Raw genomic sequence first — 17,160 nt, forward strand, 5'->3', positions numbered from 1 at the left:
CACCTGCTAAGGGTTGTCCCGGGTTGAACCGGTGACTGCTCAACTGCTCATCCAACTTTTTTGGTAAGGAGTAAGCGTGATTTCTGGTCCACAATTTCCGTTGCCGGCGAATGAAGCCGAAGTTCAATTTGGCGAAGGCACCGAGTCTGGCGCCGCGCTGCGCAGCGCGCTCGAACAGCGTGAAGTCGTCGAGATTCCGACAGTGATCGGCGGCAAGCGGTATTTTTCCAATGAAGTCACGGAGGTTCGGGCTCCTCACGATACGCAACGCCTGCTTGCACGCATTCATCGCCCCTCAGAAGCCCAGATCAAGGAAGCGATTTCCAGCTCCAAGGGTGTGGCCCGTGAATGGGCGAGCCTGACGCACGCGAGCCGCGCCACGATTCTTCATCGCGCAGCGGATATCGTTGCGACACGTCTGCGCGCCAAGATCAACGCCGCCACGATGCTCGGTCAAAGCAAAACGCTCGATCAGGCAGAGCCGGACAGCGCATGCGAATTGATCGATTTCCTGCGCTTCAATGCGTACAACGCACAGCGCGTCTACGCGGAACAGCCGATGTCCGTCGCGACCGCGGTGAACCGCGCGGACTGGCGCCCGCTGGAAGGTTTCGTTTATGCGGTGTCGCCGTTCAACTTCACCGCCATCGGCGCGAACCTGACCACGGCGCCGGCCATCATGGGCAATACGGTGCTGTGGAAGCCGTCCGAAAAGTCGGCGCTGGCGAACTACATCTTTTTCGAAGCACTCGAAGAAGCCGGCTTGCCGCCGGGCGTGATCAACTTCGTCCCCGGCGATGCCGAGCTGACGACGCGTGTCGCGCTTTCGTCGCCGGATCTCGCTGGCATTCACTTCACCGGCTCGTCGGCGGTGTTCCAGTCGCTCTGGAAGGGTGTGGCGTCGAAGGTGGACGCGTTCCGCACGATTCCGCGCCTTGTTGGCGAGACGGGCGGCAAGGACTTCGTGCTGGCCCATCCGTCGGCCAATGCATCCGAGGTCGCTATCGCGCTCGTGCGCGGCGCTTTCGAATATCAAGGCCAGAAGTGCAGCGCGGCATCTCGCGCGTACATTCCGCGCAGCCTGTGGCCCGCAGTCAGCCAGCAACTGCGTGAGCGCCTCGCCGAACTCAAGGTCGGCGATGTTGCCGATTCCAGCACCTTCATGGGCGCGGTGATCTCGCAGGCTTCGCATCAGAAGCTCAGCCGCGTGATTGCTGCCGCGAAGGATGACTCCGCAGTGAAGCTTGTCTCCGGCGGCAAGACCTGGACCGAACCGGGCTGGTTCGTCGAGCCTACCGTATTCGAAGTGAGCGATCCGCAGCACGCGTTGCTGAAGGAAGAACTCTTTGGACCGGTGCTCTCGGTGTTCGTCTATGAAGACGCCCAGTGGGACCAGACGCTCGAACTGATCGATGCGACGAGCCCGTATGCGCTGACTGGCTCCATCTTCTGCACGGACCGTTTCGCGCTGCACCAGGCCGAAGGCGTGCTCGTCAATGCAGCAGGCAACCTCTACCTGAACGACAAGCCCACAGGCGCAATGATCGGTCAGCAACCATTCGGCGGCGGCCGCGCGAGCGGTACCAATGACAAGGCGGGTTCGTATTTGAACCTGCTGCGCTGGGCCTCTCCGCGTGTGGTGAAGGAAACGTATCTGCCGGCTCGTGACTGGAAGTTCGGCGCCTGATCACCGAGTGTGGCTTTCCCTGAGGAGTTGTGATGTCGACCATTGTCTCGTTCAAGAACGTTCAGAAGACCTACGACGGTGAATCGCTCGTGGTGAAAAACCTCAACCTCGATATTCGCGAGGGCGAGTTTCTCACAATGCTAGGACCGTCCGGGTCGGGCAAGACCACCTGCCTCATGATGCTGGCCGGCTTTGAGACCGCGACGCATGGCGAGATACTGCTTCAGGGGAAGCCGATTAACCGTATTCCGCCTGAGCGGCGCAATATCGGCATGGTGTTCCAGAGCTACGCGCTGTTCCCCCATAAATCCGTGGCGGAGAACCTTGCGTTTCCACTCAAGGTTCGCAAGATCGCCAAGGATGAGATTGCCCGGAAGGTCAGCCGCGCACTGGCGATGGTGAACATGGAGAAGTTCGCGAACCGTATGCCTGGGCAACTCTCCGGCGGCCAGCAGCAACGTATCGCCGTGGCTCGTGCGCTCGTGTTCGAGCCCGCGCTCGTCTTGATGGACGAGCCGCTTGGTGCGCTGGACAAGCAACTGCGTGAGCAGATGCAATACGAAATCAAGCAGATTCACGAACAAAGCGGGCTTACGGTCGTGTACGTGACGCACGACCAGAGCGAGGCCATGACGATGTCGGACCGCATCGCGGTATTCAACAACGGCATCATTCAACAACTCGCGCCGCCGGCCGATCTCTACGAGAAGCCCGAAAACGCATTCGTCGCCCGCTTTATCGGCGAGAGCAACGAGTTGAAGGGCACGGTGGCGTCGGTCGAAAGCAAGGCGTGCACGGTCAAGCTCGACGGCGGAGCCACTATTCGCGCGAGCGCCGGGGCTGCCATTCGCGCCGCCGGTTCGACCTCGGTGTCGCTGCGCCCCGAGCGGATAGCCGTGGGCGAGCACGCGCGTGCGTGTGACAACGTATTCAGCGGCGGTGTGAAGGATCTCATCTACTACGGCGACCATCTGCGCGTGGTCATGCAAGTATGCGGGCGCAACGACTTCATCGTGAAGCTGCCGAATGACGGTGTTGCACGGCAGCTGCGTATCGGCGACTCCGTGGATGTCGGCTGGATGGCCGACGCCTGCCGAGCCTTGCAGTAACTGTCACGACGTAGAGAGTTTTTCGAAGCGTCCGGATTCAGGGCAAAACCAGGTCGATACCAGGTCGATACCAGGTCAATACCAGGTCAATACCGAGGCGGAGCGAATCAGTTCGACTATTCGGATTACTGATTGACGTTGCCTGAAGAAGACCGCGTTCCTGCTGTCCCACGCACAAACGTATCTGCAGTTGCATTGATGAGGAGGGCGCGGTCGCGACCGCTGAACCACGATGATTCTACCGACTGATATGGCTATCCCGACAACCGACGCAACTCAGGTCGTCGTTTCTGACTCGAAGAGCCTCAAGGCGAGGCTCCGCAGTGCGGAGCGCACTGAGCGCACGAAGGCGATGTTGCTGGTCTTTCCGCTGTTCGCATTCCTCCTCGTCACGTTCCTCATTCCGATTGCCAGTCTCCTGACGAAAAGTTTCCGCGACCCGACGGTTTCGCAGGAACTGCCGCATGCCGCAGTGTTGTTGCGTGCGTGGGACCCTGCCGGCGGGAAATTGCCCGGCGAGCAGATCTATGCCGCGTTCGGGCAGGATCTGACCGCCGCCAGGGGGACGGACGGCGTGAGTCGCGTCGCCTCCCGCCTGAACTACGACGAAGGCGGCATGCGCAGCCTTATCATGAAGACCGCGCGTCATATCGACGAAAGCAGTGAGGGCACGTGGCATCAGCGTCTGTCGAATATCGACTCGCGCTGGGACGACCTGAAGGCATGGTCGACGCTGAAGTACGCGTCGTCGCCGTGGACCTTCGGGTATTACCTCAGGGCATTCGACTTCGAACGCAACGAGCACGGCGCCATCGTGCGCCAACCCGACGGCGAACGGCTTTACGTCAGCGTGTTTTTGCGCACGGCATGGGTCAGTCTCGCGGTCAGCCTGCTCTGCCTTCTTTTCGGCTATCCCGTTGCCTACTTTCTCGCGAACCTTCCGGCGAAGTACAGCAACCTTTTCATGATCATGGTGCTGTTGCCGTTCTGGACATCGATTCTGGTCCGTACCACGGCATGGGTTGTCGTCCTCCAGACTCACGGCGTCCTGAATGATCTGCTGATTCATCTGGGACTCTCGAAGCATGGTGTCTCGCTGATCTACAACCGCTTCGGCGTACTGGTGGCGATGACGCACATTCTCCTTCCCTACGCGATTCTTTCGCTTTACAGCGTGATGAAGGGTGTGCCGCATATCTATATGAAGGCGGCGCGCTCGCTTGGCGCCGGTCCCGTGCGCTCGTTCTTCCAGGCCTATTTCCCGCAGACGCTCCCGGGCGTGGGTGCGGCCGGAATGCTGACGTTCATTCTCGCGGTGGGCTACTACATCACGCCGGCCATTGTCGGCGGTCCCGACGACCAACTCGCGAGCTACTACATCGCCAATCACGTCAATACGACCTTGAACTGGGGCCTCGCGAGCGCGCTTGCATCCATCCTGCTCGTTGGCGTGCTCATCATTTACGGCCTCTTCGTGAAGCTCACGGGCGGCGGCATCAAACTGGGGTAACGACATGTTCAATTTTCCCGCCTACGTGACGGTCTGGGGCCGTCTGGGACGATTCACTCACCTGGGTGTTTCGCTTGCCGTGCTGCTGTTTCTCGTGCTGCCCGTGCTCGTGGTGATGCCGCTTTCGTTCAGTTCCCAGCCGTACTTCACGTACCCGCTGCCGGGCCTGAGCCTGCGGTGGTACCAGGACTTCCTCGGCAGTCCGGACTGGATGCTCGCATTGAAGAACACGTTGATCACGGCATTCGCGTCCACGACGATTGCGACGGTGCTGGGCGTGACGGCTTCGCTCGGGTTGACGAGCCCGCGCCTGAAGGGCAAAGCCGTGATCACCGGCCTGCTCGTCTCGCCGATGATCGTGCCGCTCATCATCACAGCCGTTGGCGTGTATTTCGCGTTTAGTCCCCTGGGCCTGACGAGTAGTCTGACCGGGCTGATTCTCGCGCATGCGTCACTCGGTGTGCCGTTCGTGATCGTCACGGTGACCGCAACGCTGGCCGGGTTCAACGAAACGCTCTCGCGCGCAGGCCGAAGCCTCGGCGCGTCACCGCTGCGCGTGTTTCTGCAGGTGAAGCTGCCCATTATCGCGCCGGGCGTGATATCGGGTGCGCTCTTCGCTTTCGCGACCTCGTTCGACGAGATTGTCGTCGCGCTATTTCTGACCGGCCCTGACCAGAAGACGATTCCGCGCCAGATGTGGTCCGGCATCCGCGAACAGCTCAGCCCGACGATTCTCGCGGTGGCGACCATTCTTGTGGTGATTTCGACGCTGCTTCTCGTGACGCTCGAGCTTCTGCGCCGAAGAACCGAGCGCCTTAGAGGCACGGCGGCGTGATTTAACGGCGACGACACTCGCAGCCTGAAACGCACAGTTTGATACTCGCAATCCGTAGCACCCAACCCGGTCATGAAATCATGTTGTCAGAAATGAAAGTCACGCAAACGGACACGACGAATCTTTCCGTCCTGCGCCAACGCATCGCTGAGGCATCTGCGCTTCCCGAAGAGGCGGTGGTCCAGACGCTCATGCGGCGCGCGCAAATGGATGCACCCACGCTCGCGAAAGCCCAGGAACTGGCCGCGCGCCTGGCGCAGGGAGTACGCGACGCACGCATCGATGCGGGTGGTGTCGACCTGCTCACGCAGGAGTTTTCGCTGGACAGCCGCGAAGGCATCGCACTCATGTGTCTTGCCGAGGCGATGCTGCGCATCCCCGACACCGAGACTCGCAACCAGCTGATTCGCGACAAGATCGTCGATGCCGACTGGCGTGCCCACGTTGGCAAGTCGCCTTCGATGTTCGTCAACGCGACGGCGTGGGGCCTGCTCGTGACGGGCAAGCTACTGAAGCAGCCGGACGAAAACGCGCTCGCCGAAGCGCTCACGCGCGTCGTGCGCAAGGGCGGGGAGGCTGTCGTCCGCGCTGGCGTTGCGTACGCGATGCGCATGCTCGGCAAGCAGTTCGTGACTGGCCAGACCATCGAAGAAGCCATTGGCGCCGCGAAGGGGCGCGAGAGCGGCGGCTATCGCTACTCTTACGACATGCTGGGCGAGGCGGCGCTCACCGACGAGGATGCGCAGGCCTATTTCGAGTCGTACCGCCATGCCATCGAGGCCATCGGGAAGGACGCACAAGGTCGAGGGCCCATCGAGGGTCCGGGCGTTTCGGTGAAGATTTCAGGTCTGCATCCGCGTTATGAGCTCGCACAGCGTGAACGCGTGCTCGTCGAACTCTACCCACGGCTGCTCGAACTGGCACAACTGGCGAAGAAGTACGGCATTGGTTTCCATCTGGATCAGGAAGAGTCCGCGCGCTTCGAGTTGACGCTCGAAATGCTTGAGCGGCTTTGCAACGATCCGTCGCTGCGCGGCTGGAACGGCATCGGCATCTCGCTTCAGGCCTACCAGAAGCGCGGCCACGCGGTCGCGGACTGGGTCGTGGCGCTCGCACGATCGACGGGACGCCGCATCAACATTCGTCTCGTGAAGGGCGCGTACTGGGACACGGAGATCAAGCTCGCACAGGATGCGGGACTCCAGGGCTATCCGGTATTCACCCGAAAAGTGCACTCCGATGTGAGCTACATCGCGTGCGCGAAGGTACTGCTGGATGCACCGGACGCGATCTTTCCGCAATTCGCGTCACATAACGCGTTCACCATCGCAGCGGTTCATACGCTCGCCGGAAACAAGCAATACGAGTTTCAGTGTCTGCACGGGATGGGCGAGACGGTCTATGACCAGGTCGTCGGCCCATCGAAGCTCGGCCGCCCGTGCCGGATCTATGCGCCTGTTGGCCCGCACGCCACGCTGCTCGCGTATCTGGTGCGCCGCTTGCTGGAGAATGGTGCGAACTCGTCGTTCGTGAACCAGATTGTCGATCCGGCCGTGAGCATTGCCGATATCGTCGAGGATCCTGTTGCCAAAGCCGCGCGCACCGGCGGCAAGCCGCACGCGGGCATTGCGACGCCGGTGGACGTGCTCCCCGGCCGCGTGAATGCGGCGGCCATTTCGTACAGCAATTGCGCGGATTTCGAAGCGGTGGTGGGTGCCATCCGAGCAAGCCGCATCGCTGCGCAATCGCTGGTGGCCGACAATGGCGACATCGAATCCGATTCGACGCATCTCGTCTACAGCGCAGGCGACACCACCGAAGTCGTGGGCAGCGTTTCGTTCTGCCGATCGGGTGCGGTTGCACAGGCTATTGCAGCGGCGAAGGACGTCGCCGCGAGTTGGACACGCTCGGACCTGAATCAGCGCGCGGATTTGCTCGAGCGTATGTCCGGGGAACTCGAAGCGGCAAGCGGACATCTTGGCGCGCTCCTCGTGCTGGAGAACGGCGCCACGCTTGCCGAGGCTGCCGAAGAAGTCCGCACTGCGGTCAATCTCTGCCGTCTCTATGCCATGCAGGTCAAGGCAGACGTCCGCCTGCGCACGCGCAGCGGTCTTGGCATCGTCGCTAGCATCACGCCGGTATCGTCGCCGCTGGCGACGTTTGTCGGGCACATCGCGGCTGCGCTTGCCGCGGGTAACGTCGTAGTCGCCAAACCGTCGTCGAAGGCTTCGCTCGTCGCCTATGAAGCGGTGCGCGCGTTCTATCGCAGCGGAGTGCCCAAGGACGTGCTTCAGTTGCTGGTCGGTTCGGGCGCAGTGGTCGGGCGCGCGCTGCTGGCCTCCGAAGAGATCGGAGGGGTCCTGCTTGCAGGCTCGGCAGAAACGGCCCGTTTGGTTGGCGTGCAGTTGGCGAAGCGCGCGCGTCAGCCGAAGCTCCTTGCGCAAGTGGGCAGCGCGAATGCCATGATCGTCGATAGCTCGGCGTTGCCGGAGCAGGTGATCTCGGACGCCATGGTGTCCGCATTCAGTTGTGCGGGTCAAAGCGCGTCGTCGCTGGGTCTTCTCTGTCTGCAAGACTCGACGGCAGAAAAGGTGCTGAAGATGCTCAAGGGCATGCTGAGTGAGCGCATTACCGGCAACCCGCTGTTTGTCGGCACGGATATTGGACCGCTCGCGACCCGCGAGGCGAAGGACCGTGCCGAAGCCTACATCGAGCAGATGCGCCGCCTCGGGTACCCGGTGGCGCGCGGGAAGCTGTCCGCCGATCAGTCGAAAGGCAACTTCGTCGCCCCCGCCATCGTCGACATTCGCGATCTCGGTGCGCTCTCGACGATCAACGCGTCGATCTCCGGTCCGGTGCTCCATGTCGTCCGATACAAGACCGGCGAGATGGATGCATTGTTGGCAGCCCTGAACGCAATCGGATGCGGCGTGCAGGGACTGCATACGCGTATCAACGAGGCAGCCGGCAAGCTGCTCTCGGCATCGAATGCCAATAGCGTCTGTGTGAATCGCTCGATGCACAGCACCGTGCCTGGCATGCAGCCGTTCGGCGGCGTGGGCGCTTGCGGGACAGGTCCGATGCTCGGCGGTCCGCTGGCGCTGTATGCGCTCACCGCGACACCGGCGCCCGCTTTCAATGCAGACGCGGGGCCATTCGCCCGGACGGCGCGTGCCGTGAGCGAAAAGTTCTTCGAATTCCCGATCGAATCGGCGGGTGGGAAACTCAAGAGCCGCCGCGAGGAAATGATCCGGGAAAAGAAGTCGCGGCTCCACAACGTGAGCGCCCTGTTCGCACTGGCTACGGCGCGCAGCACGGATTCCGCCCAGCGCACGGCACTCGCAAAGTGCAAGCAAGGCCTCGACGAACGGGTCAATCATACGACGACGATCAGCCTGCCGGCGCTCACCGGCGAAGAGAACACGGTAGAGATCCTGCCGCGCGGGCAGGTTCTCTGTACCGGCGAATCTCCGGCCGTTGTGTTCGAACAGGTGATGATGGCCAGTGCGTTCGGCAATACCGCGCTTCTATTCAAGTCGGCGGTATCGGACGATATCGCTCGCGTATTGGGCGCGGCGTGCCGGGTCGTGAACGCCTCGGACATCGCGGCGGTGATCAAAGGCGAAGGCGTGGGCGTGAAGCCTGACGCAGTGATGGTCGAGGCAAACCACTTCGCGCTTGCCGGTCTGCGCGTCGCGGCGGCCGAGCACATGAAGGCGCTGGTGCAGCGCGGCACGGACGGGCAATACGACTGGACGCAACTCGTGCGCGAACGTGTCACGACGGTGAACGCGAGTGCCGCGGGTGGCAACACGCAGTTGATGGTGTTGAGCGAAGACGCCGCATGAATCATGCCCTGGGCCGCAGAAGTCGCGGCTTGCGGGCAAGCGATCGCGTGGGCGGCACATAAAATACAAGTAGATTGCCGCTTACGCATGCACACGGCACGGGCCCGGTATTGCAACGGGCCCGGCACGTTTCTTAGAGACGGAAAATATTAAACGCGTAAATTGAGGGAACTGACCGTGCGTCTTGAAACACAGGAAGCCCACGATATCGCTCGTCGAGCCGCGGTAAAAGCCGGCGCCAGCCATGAAGTCGCCAATGCGCTCGCAAAAGCGGTCGTGTCCGCTGAATGGGCCGGCAGTCGCGCGGTGGGGTTCGCTCACCTGTTCGATTATCTGGATGGTTTCGTCAAGGGGCGCATCGCGAAGGACGCGAAGCCCGAGGTGACGTTTCCCGCGCCTGCGGCGATCGCCGTCGATGCGAAATGCGGCATCGCCCAGCTCGGATTCGACCTGGCATTCGCTGAACTCGTGCAGCGCGCGAAGACTTACGGCGTGACGGTGTTGCTGCAGTCAAACAGCTTCACGGTGGGCGAGCTAGGGTATTACACGCGCCGTCTGGCCGAGGCCGGTCTGGTTGCCATCGCCACCACGAACGCTACGGCGCAGATGACCACGCTGGAGAGCCGAAAGGCGGTGTACGGCACCAATCCTTTGTCGTTCGGCGCACCGCGTGCGGGCGCAAAGCCGTTCGTGATCGATCAGGCCTCGAGCGCAACGGCGTTCGTGAACGTACGCCAGGCAGCGGAGCGCGGCGACCCCATTCCCGAGGGGTGGGCCGTCGATGCGCAAGGCAACCCCACGACCGACGCGCGGGAAGCCGTGAAGGGGCTGCTGCTCGCGTTTGGCGGGGCGCGCGGCGCCAACATCGCGATGATGCTGGAGTTCCTGGTGGCGGGGATGGCCGGCAGCAACTGGTCGATGGACGCACCGAGTTTCGCCGAAGGCAGCGAGTCGCCCGGCGTGGGTCTGTTCGTTCTGGCGATCAAACCGGATCTCGTGGTCGAGGACTTTACCGCTCGCCTGTCTTCGCAGATCGAGCGTCTGGCCGCGCAAGGCGTGCGTATTCCCGGCAGTCACCTCAACGTTACGGAAATCGACGTGCCAGAGGAACTGCTCAAAAAGCTCGAAGGCTAAAAACCCGTCGCCTGCCGCACCGGATCTTCGGGAGGCAGGCTTTCATGGCTTCGGTAATGGCGTCGGTTAGAGCGTCAGTTCCGGCCGAGCCAGACGGCGAATCGCTGGTTCAGATCGTCGGCGTGATCGGCCCAAAAGGCGACATCGGTGTCGACTGCGCCCTTCTGGTTAGCCGGCGCAGTCCCGATTTTTTGCGGCAGGAGATAAAAATTGAACACCGAGGTATACGAATTCCATGAGGGCAGGCTTCCACTGCTCGTATCGATTCCCCACCTGGGAACCGAGATACCCGACGATGTGCGCGGGCAACTGACCGACGTTGCCGGTGCGGTGGCAGACACCGACTGGCATTTGGACAGGCTTTACGACTTTGCACGAAGCGCGGGCGCGTCGGTGCTCGGGGCGAAGATTTCCCGGTACGTGATCGACCTGAATCGCCCGTCTACAGGGGAGAGTCTTTATCCGGGGCAGACGACGACGGGGCTGTGCCCGACCGAGACCTTTCGCGGAGAGTCGCTATACCGGAACGGCGCGGGCCCATCGGAGGCGGATAAAGCGCAGCGGCTCGAGCGGTATTGGCAGCCGTACCACGCAAAGCTGCGGGCGGAGCTGGCGCGTTTAACGCGTATCCACGGTCGCGTGCTGCTATGGGAGGCGCACTCCATCGCGAGCATCCTTCCGCGCCTCTTTGAAGGCAAGTTGCCCGATCTGAATCTGGGCACCCATTCAGGGCTTAGCTGCGATCCGCGCATCATTGACGCGGTGACGGCCAGCCTGGCGGGCCAGCCCTTTACCTGGGTGCATAACGGGCGCTTCAAGGGCGGTTTCATCACTCGGGAATACGGCCGCCCCGAGCGCGGCGTGCATGCGATTCAGCTGGAAATGTGTCAGTCGACCTACATGAGCGAAACCGCACCGTTCGAGTACCGGCCTGAACTGGCGGCGAAGGTGAAACCGGTCGTGCAGGGGATGCTTGACGCGGCGTTGGGTGCGCTTCGGCGTTTGCAGCAATAGCGCCAGATTCGGCGAGCAGAAATGAAAAAAAGCCGCCAGGGCGCAACTTCTTGCGCGAGGCGGCCAAGGTACTGCTGAGAAGCCGATGGCCTGTTTGAGGCCGTTGTTGGGTTCAGACTGCCTTCACCATTTCCGGCACAGCGTCGAAAAGATCGGCCACGAGGCCGTAATCGGCAACGCCGAAGATAGGAGCTTCCGCATCCTTGTTAATGGCAACGATAACCTTCGAATCCTTCATGCCTGCGAGGTGCTGGATCGCACCGGAAATGCCCACGGCCACATAGAGCTCCGGCGCCACGATCTTGCCCGTCTGACCGACTTGCAGATCATTGGCCGCGAAGCCGGAATCCACGGCGGCGCGCGATGCGCCAATGGCCGCGCCCAGCTTTTCCGCCAGCGGATCGAGGATCGCGAAGTTCTCGGCGCTGCCGAGGCCGCGGCCGCCGGAGACCACCACGCGTGCGGCGGTGAGGTCAGGGCGATTGCTGGTCGCGATTTCGCGGCGGATGAATCTCGAACGGCCCGTATCGGCAACAGCCGGCGCTTCCACGATTTCGGCATTACCGCCGGTTGCCACAGCGGCGTCGAATGCCGTCGTGCGTATCGTCGCAACTTTTACCGCATCCGGCGATTGCACGGTGGCGATGGCGTTGCCGGCGTAAATGGGGCGCTGGAACGTGTCGGCGGAGTCGATCGCAATGACGTCGGAAATCTGCGCGGAATCGAGCTTGGCCGCCACGCGCGGAGCCGCGTTTTTGCCGGCTGCCGTTGCCGGGAAGAGCACGTGCGAGTAGTCCATGGCCAACGCCGTGACCTGAGCCGCGACGTTCTCAGCCAGGGCGTCGGCCAGGTGCGGTGCATCGACGAAGATGACCTTGTCCACACCGGCGACCTTGCTGGCTGCTTGCGCTACAGCGCGAGCCCCGCTGCCCGCAACGAGCACATGCACGCCATTGGCGAGCTTCTGGGCGGCACCGAGGGTATGAAGAGTGGCAGCCTTGAGCTGCGCGTTGTCGTGTTCGGCAATAACAAGCGTCGTCATTTAGATCACCTTCGCTTCGTTTTTCAGTTTCTCGACCAGCGTCGCGACGTCCGGAACGGTCACACCCGCCTTGCGCGCTGCCGGCTCGACCACCTTGAGCGTCTTTAGCCGCGGGGACGGGTCGACACCGAGCGATGCCGGCGTGACGGTTTCGAGCGGCTTCTTCTTGGCCTTCATGATGTTCGGCAGCGTCACGTAGCGCGGTTCGTTCAGGCGCAGGTCGGTCGTGATGATGGCGGGCAGTTGCAGGGCGATCACTTCGAGACCACCATCGACTTCCCGCGTGACGGTGGCCGTCGAGCCGTCGATTTCAATGTTGCTGGCGAAGGTCGCTTGCGGCCAGTCGAGCAGCGCCGCGAGCAACTGGCCCGTCTGGCCCGCGTCGTCGTCAATCGCTTGTTTGCCGAGGATAACGAGTTGCGGCTGCTCCTTCTCGATGACCGCCTTGAGCAGCTTCGCGACGGCCAGCGGCTGGAGTTCGGCGTCGGTCTCGACCAGAACGCCGCGGTCTGCGCCGATTGCAAGCGCGGTGCGCAGGGTCTCCTGGCTTTGGGCAACGCCGCACGAAACGGCCACCACTTCGGTCGCCTTGCCGGCTTCCTTCAGGCGCGTCGCGGCTTCGGTGGCGATTTCGTCGAACGGATTCATCGACATCTTGACGTTGCCGATGTCGACGCCGCTATGGTCCGACTTCACGCGCACTTTCACGTTGTAGTCGACGACGCGCTTCACTGCTGTTATGACTTTCATTTCGTCTTCCTAAAATTCAATCATTCGTGCGCGCTGGCTGACTCGATGGTCACCAGCACGGGAGGCTGTGGGCTTACGGCTTCGTTGACGGCGGGAGCAGTCGGCAAGAACCGAATGGCGTAATCGAGGGAATCCGCGATCAGAAACTGTCCCGCTTCGATGGCGCCCAATGGTTCACCCGCAGCGTCGCTCCAGGCGCAACCGCCGTGAAGCGCAACGACCGCCACGAGGCAACCAGAAGGCACGGTGAGCGGACCCACGATGTTCCTGACGCTTGCGCGATAGCGCCCTTTGGAGGTCATCACGTTGAGTGCGGTCACCGGACCATCGATGAGCGTTGCATGCCATTGCGCGTTGCCGTCGTACTCGACTGCCTCGAACGTCTTGAGCGTTACGGCCGAATGCTCGTCGCGCAGCGTCACGCCCGCGCCGCGCAGCACGAAAGATATCCGGTCAATGCCCTCGAATCGCGAGTAAGGCCCATTGCGTTCCACTTCGGCCAGGCTGATGCGCCACTGGGACTCGCCAGACGCACCCGACGCACCGGACGCACCGGACGCGATGGTCCGTGTGACGCCGCCGCCGTTGCGCCAGCGCTCCACGGGGAGCGCGGCGATTGAGCGAACTTCGATTGCCGCCATGCCCGGCGCCTCAAGACACCGCGCCGAGGCCGTACTTGCCCGTCAGAAGCTCGCCTGTTTCGAAGCGCTCGATCGAATACGGCTTGAGCGACACGTCGGTCGTCAATCCGAGCGCTTCCTGCGCAAGCACGCGGCCCACCGTTGGCGACAGCTTGAAGCCATGACCGGAGAAGCCGTAGCCCACGACCAGGCCTTCGATACCGGGCAGTTTGCCGAGCACCGGATTCCAGTCCGGCGTCACGTCATACACGCCGGTCCACGAGGAGGCAATGCCTGCCGTCTCGTACTCGGGGAATCGTTCGGCAACCTGCGCGCCAACTTCGACGACGTAGTCCATCGGGATGTCGCCCTGTTCGGTTTCCGTCGTGCTCAGCTTTTCGCCCACCACGCCTTCGCTCACGAGCATCTGGTTGCCGCCGTAGCTGCGGTAGTACAGCATGCCGGTAGAAGCGAGGTCCTTGAAGACCGGCATGGTGAATGTGTACTTGGCCGCTTCGCATTCGAGCGCCAGCACGGCGTGGCGTTCCGGCATGATCGGCAGTTTGCAGCCGGTCCAGCCAGCGAGCTCCGGCGTCCAGATATTCTGCGTGCTGATGACCATCGACGTCGCGAAGTCGCCAATGCTCGTCGAGACGCCCACGACCTTGTTGCCTTCGAAGAGAATTTTGTTGACGGTCGCGTTCTCGCGGATGGTCACACCACCGCGGCGCGCGGCGCGTGCGAAGCTCGTCGCCACCAGATACGCGTCGGCGAAGCCGGCCTCCGGCTCGTAGCCGATCAGCGCGGCGTCGTCGAACCGGGCGATAGGCAGAAGCTCTTTGGCCTGCTGTGCGCTGAGCAGTTCGAGCGGAATGCCTTGCTCCTTTTGTTGATTGAGCGACGCGCGCAGCGGCTCGAGCTTGTCGCCTTCGCTCGCGACAATCATATAGCCGCATTTCACCAGGCCGCACGAGGCCTCTTCATCGCCGAGATAGCTGGCGAAGTTGTTGAAGACATCCCATGATTTGCGCGCCAGTTCGACGTTCTCCTTGACGGAGTAATGCGTGCGCAGGATCCCCGACGACTGCGAGGTCGTCCCGGCCCCAATCGTCCCCCGGTCAAGCACCAGAACGTTTTTCGCGCCGAGCTTCGAAAGCTGGAACGCTACCGAACTGCCGATTACCCCAGCGCCAATCACAACCACATCGTATGAGTTCACGATTCAGCTTCCTTCGTTGGTCAAGTCGTGGGTGCAGTTTGACCGCAAGAAAACAGGGAGGCGCAAATATAAGCAAGGGCGATTTTTAGCAAAAGACAGTATCAGTATCGGGCCACGAGCGCGCACCGGAGCGGGAGGGGATTCATCCGTCGAATGCAACTTCCGCTTGTGTGGAGCATAAGCAGGCGTTATTTCACCCGGACCCGAAACATTCGGTTTTACGATGCGCTGCACGTGACGCACCGCGCGTCGCTCGATCTCAGGGTGGCCTCGTGAAGGTCGCGAGGTTGCCCGCCAGGTTGCCCGTATAAGGTTATTGACATGAATACACAGTCCCTCGTTGAACAATACGGTCCGCGCGAATCCATGGAATACGACGTCGTCATCGTAGGCGGCGGTCCAGCGGGGTTGTCGTCGGCCATTCGTTTGAAGCAATTGGCGCGCGAGCAAGGCAAGGACGTGAGCGTTTGCGTATTGGAGAAGGGCTCCGAGGTGGGCGCGCATATTCTTTCAGGCGCGGTCATGGACCCCAGGGCCCTGAGCGAACTCATTCCCGACTGGAAAGAGCAGGGCGCGCCGTTGAATGTCGAGGTAACGGAAGACCGCTTTCTGTTTCTTTCGAAAGATGGAGCGCGAAGCGTCCCGAACTGGCTGCTGCCGGACAATTTCAGGAATCACGGCAACTACGTCGTGAGTCTGGGCAATGTCACACGGTGGCTGGGACAGAAAGCCGAGGAACTGGGCGTGGAAATCTTTGCGGGCTTTGCGGCGGCCGAAGTGCTCTATGGCGAGCGCGGTGAGGTGCGGGGCGTGGCCACCGGAAACATGGGCATCGGCAAAGACGGCAATCCGGGCGACACCTTTCAGCTCGGGATGGAACTTCATGCGAAATACACGCTCTTCGCCGAGGGCGCGCGCGGCCATCTGGGCCGGCAGCTCATGGACCGGTATGAGTTGCGCAAGGATGCGGACCCCCAGGTTTATGGCCTTGGCATCAAGGAACTCTGGGAAATCGACCCCAAGCTCCATCAGCCAGGGTTGGTGATCCATACCGCAGGTTGGCCGCTCGAGCGTGACACCTATGGCGGCTCGTTCCTTTACCACCTCGACAACAATCAGGTCGTGGCGGGATTCGTGGTTGGACTGGGCTACACGAATCCCTACCTCTCGCCGTTCGAGGAATTCCAGCGCTACAAGACCCATCCTGAGATTCGCAGGTTTCTCGAAGGCGGAAAGCGCCTTTCCTATGGCGCGCGTGCGATTACCGCAGGCGGGTTGATGTCGTTGCCAAAACTGGTTTTTCCGGGCGGCGCGCTCATCGGCTGCGAGGCGGGTTTTCTGAACGCATCGCGCATCAAGGGAAGTCACGCGGCCATTGCAAGCGGCAAGATGGCGGCGGAAGCGGCTTTCGGTGCTTTGTGCGGCGCTCGCCAAAACGACGTGTTGACCGAATATCCCGAAGCCTTCGAGCGCTCGTGGCTCAAGGAAGAGCTATACCGGGCGCGCAACTTCAAGCAATGGATGAGCAAGGGCTTGTATACCGGCACGGCGATGGTCGGCCTGGAGCAAAAGGTGCTGGGCGGCCGCGTGCCATGGACACTGCATCACAAGCATGCCGACCACCAGACCTTGCGCCCCGCCAGGCAGTGTAAGGAGATCGTCTATCCGAAGCCAGACGGGAAGCTGACGTTCGACCGGCTTTCTTCGGTGTTCCTCTCCAATACGAATCACGCGGAAAACCAGCCAGCCCATCTCACGCTGAAGGATGCGTCCGTACCGGTGCGGGTCAACCTCGACGTCTATGGCGGGCCGGAGTCGCGCTTCTGCCCAGCAGGGGTGTACGAGTTCGCAGATAACGCCGCCGGCGAGAACCAGTTGGTTATCAACGCGCAAAACTGCGTCCATTGCAAAACCTGCGATATCAAGGATCCGACGCAAAACATTGTCTGGGTGACGCCGGAAGGCGGTGGCGGACCCAATTATCCGAACATGTGAGCCCCATCGGGGCCGCTCCGGCGGCGGCGCGCTTGCAATGGGCATGGTTCATAAGCGACGGTGATGCTCAATATAAATCACTTGAACATGTGTTCAATGAATTTGATGGCTCGGCATTGTGATTTTCCCTGGGTTACAGCCAAAAACCGCCAAATTGGTAAAATTTGCCCTTCCCATACGTTTTTGACGGGCTATCATGCCGTTCAGATGCTTCCGGATCATGATGTTAATTGAACCAATGTTCAGCCAATGTGACGGAACCAGGGACAAGATTTCTGTCCCTTACCGCTGTGAGAAGCGATCAGTCGGGGGCGAAGCATCCGGGGCTCCAGCGGTCTCACCCATCAAGCGAGCAATTGAACAGATTGGTTAGGGTTGCAAAATAGTTTCCGCAGAA

The 17,160-nt window shown here is 61.6% G+C and carries 12 protein-coding genes; 8 read left to right on the top strand and 4 right to left on the bottom strand.

Features of this window, described 5'->3' with window-relative positions:
- Nucleotides 1-76: 76 nt before the first annotated feature.
- The 7 genes from pruA to hutG all read left to right on the top strand — a co-directional run bounded on the left by pruA (nt 77) and on the right by hutG (nt 11,137).
- Nucleotides 77-1,687, top strand: a complete 1,611-nt coding sequence (pruA, locus tag L5014_RS07410) for an L-glutamate gamma-semialdehyde dehydrogenase (RefSeq protein ID WP_238462933.1) — start codon at nt 77-79, stop codon at nt 1,685-1,687.
- Between the two features lie 32 nt (nt 1,688-1,719).
- On the top strand, nt 1,720-2,796 hold the full coding sequence (locus L5014_RS07415) for an ABC transporter ATP-binding protein (RefSeq protein WP_238462934.1): 1,077 nt from the start codon (nt 1,720-1,722) through the stop codon (nt 2,794-2,796).
- Between the two features lie 232 nt (nt 2,797-3,028).
- Nucleotides 3,029-4,306: an ABC transporter permease gene (locus tag L5014_RS07420; RefSeq protein WP_238462935.1), complete on the top strand. Its 1,278-nt coding sequence runs from the start codon at nt 3,029-3,031 to the stop codon at nt 4,304-4,306.
- A gap of 4 nt (nt 4,307-4,310) precedes the next feature.
- Nucleotides 4,311-5,141: an ABC transporter permease gene (locus tag L5014_RS07425; RefSeq protein WP_238462936.1), complete on the top strand. Its 831-nt coding sequence runs from the start codon at nt 4,311-4,313 to the stop codon at nt 5,139-5,141.
- A gap of 92 nt (nt 5,142-5,233) precedes the next feature.
- Nucleotides 5,234-8,989 (top strand): bifunctional proline dehydrogenase/L-glutamate gamma-semialdehyde dehydrogenase PutA, encoded by a 3,756-nt coding sequence (gene putA / locus L5014_RS07430; RefSeq protein ID WP_238462937.1) that lies wholly within the window; start codon nt 5,234-5,236, stop codon nt 8,987-8,989.
- Between the two features lie 177 nt (nt 8,990-9,166).
- A complete protein-coding gene (locus L5014_RS07435) occupies nt 9,167-10,123 on the top strand; it encodes an Ldh family oxidoreductase (protein ID WP_238462938.1) in 957 nt (318 codons plus the stop codon).
- A 210-nt stretch (nt 10,124-10,333) separates the two neighbouring features.
- Nucleotides 10,334-11,137 (top strand): N-formylglutamate deformylase, encoded by an 804-nt coding sequence (gene hutG / locus L5014_RS07440; protein ID WP_238462939.1) that lies wholly within the window; start codon nt 10,334-10,336, stop codon nt 11,135-11,137.
- Between the two features lie 112 nt (nt 11,138-11,249).
- Here hutG and L5014_RS07445 read toward each other — a convergent pair whose 3' ends face one another.
- Genes L5014_RS07445 through L5014_RS07460 form a run of 4 tightly spaced genes read right to left on the bottom strand, consistent with a single transcriptional unit; the run spans nt 11,250 to nt 14,768 of the window.
- Nucleotides 11,250-12,179: an electron transfer flavoprotein subunit alpha/FixB family protein gene (locus tag L5014_RS07445; protein ID WP_238462940.1), complete on the bottom strand. Its 930-nt coding sequence runs from the start codon at nt 12,177-12,179 to the stop codon at nt 11,250-11,252.
- A complete protein-coding gene (locus L5014_RS07450) occupies nt 12,180-12,929 on the bottom strand; it encodes an electron transfer flavoprotein subunit beta/FixA family protein (protein ID WP_238462941.1) in 750 nt (249 codons plus the stop codon).
- Nucleotides 12,930-12,949: 20 nt separating this feature from the next.
- Complete coding sequence (locus tag L5014_RS07455) at nt 12,950-13,570, bottom strand: HutD/Ves family protein (RefSeq protein ID WP_238462942.1); 621 nt, start codon at nt 13,568-13,570, stop codon at nt 12,950-12,952.
- A gap of 10 nt (nt 13,571-13,580) precedes the next feature.
- Nucleotides 13,581-14,768: an NAD(P)/FAD-dependent oxidoreductase gene (locus L5014_RS07460; RefSeq protein WP_238462943.1), complete on the bottom strand. Its 1,188-nt coding sequence runs from the start codon at nt 14,766-14,768 to the stop codon at nt 13,581-13,583.
- Between the two features lie 321 nt (nt 14,769-15,089).
- On the opposite strand from L5014_RS07460, the gene L5014_RS07465 reads away from it, so the two are divergent.
- Nucleotides 15,090-16,763, top strand: coding sequence for an electron transfer flavoprotein-ubiquinone oxidoreductase (locus L5014_RS07465; RefSeq protein ID WP_238462944.1), 1,674 nt, complete (start codon nt 15,090-15,092; stop codon nt 16,761-16,763).
- Nucleotides 16,764-17,160: the final 397 nt, after the last annotated feature.

The organism is Paraburkholderia tagetis, from assembly GCF_022213065.1.
GTDB classification, from domain to species: Bacteria; Pseudomonadota; Gammaproteobacteria; order Burkholderiales; family Burkholderiaceae; genus Paraburkholderia; species Paraburkholderia tagetis.

What these genes read in the sequence shown, in the direction of transcription:
- L5014_RS07415 (WP_238462934.1), top strand. Translation starts at nt 1,720, where the DNA reads ATGTCGACCATTGTCTCGTTCAAGAACGTTCAGAAGACCTACGACGGT.
- L5014_RS07420 (WP_238462935.1), top strand. Translation starts at nt 3,029, where the DNA reads ATGATTCTACCGACTGATATGGCTATCCCGACAACCGACGCAACTCAG.
- L5014_RS07425 (WP_238462936.1), top strand. Translation starts at nt 4,311, where the DNA reads ATGTTCAATTTTCCCGCCTACGTGACGGTCTGGGGCCGTCTGGGACGA.
- putA (WP_238462937.1), top strand. Translation starts at nt 5,234, where the DNA reads ATGAAAGTCACGCAAACGGACACGACGAATCTTTCCGTCCTGCGCCAA.
- L5014_RS07445 (WP_238462940.1), bottom strand. Translation starts at nt 12,179, where the DNA reads ATGACGACGCTTGTTATTGCCGAACACGACAACGCGCAGCTCAAGGCT.
- L5014_RS07450 (WP_238462941.1), bottom strand. Translation starts at nt 12,929, where the DNA reads ATGAAAGTCATAACAGCAGTGAAGCGCGTCGTCGACTACAACGTGAAA.
- L5014_RS07455 (WP_238462942.1), bottom strand. Translation starts at nt 13,570, where the DNA reads ATGGCGGCAATCGAAGTTCGCTCAATCGCCGCGCTCCCCGTGGAGCGC.
- L5014_RS07465 (WP_238462944.1), top strand. Translation starts at nt 15,090, where the DNA reads ATGAATACACAGTCCCTCGTTGAACAATACGGTCCGCGCGAATCCATG.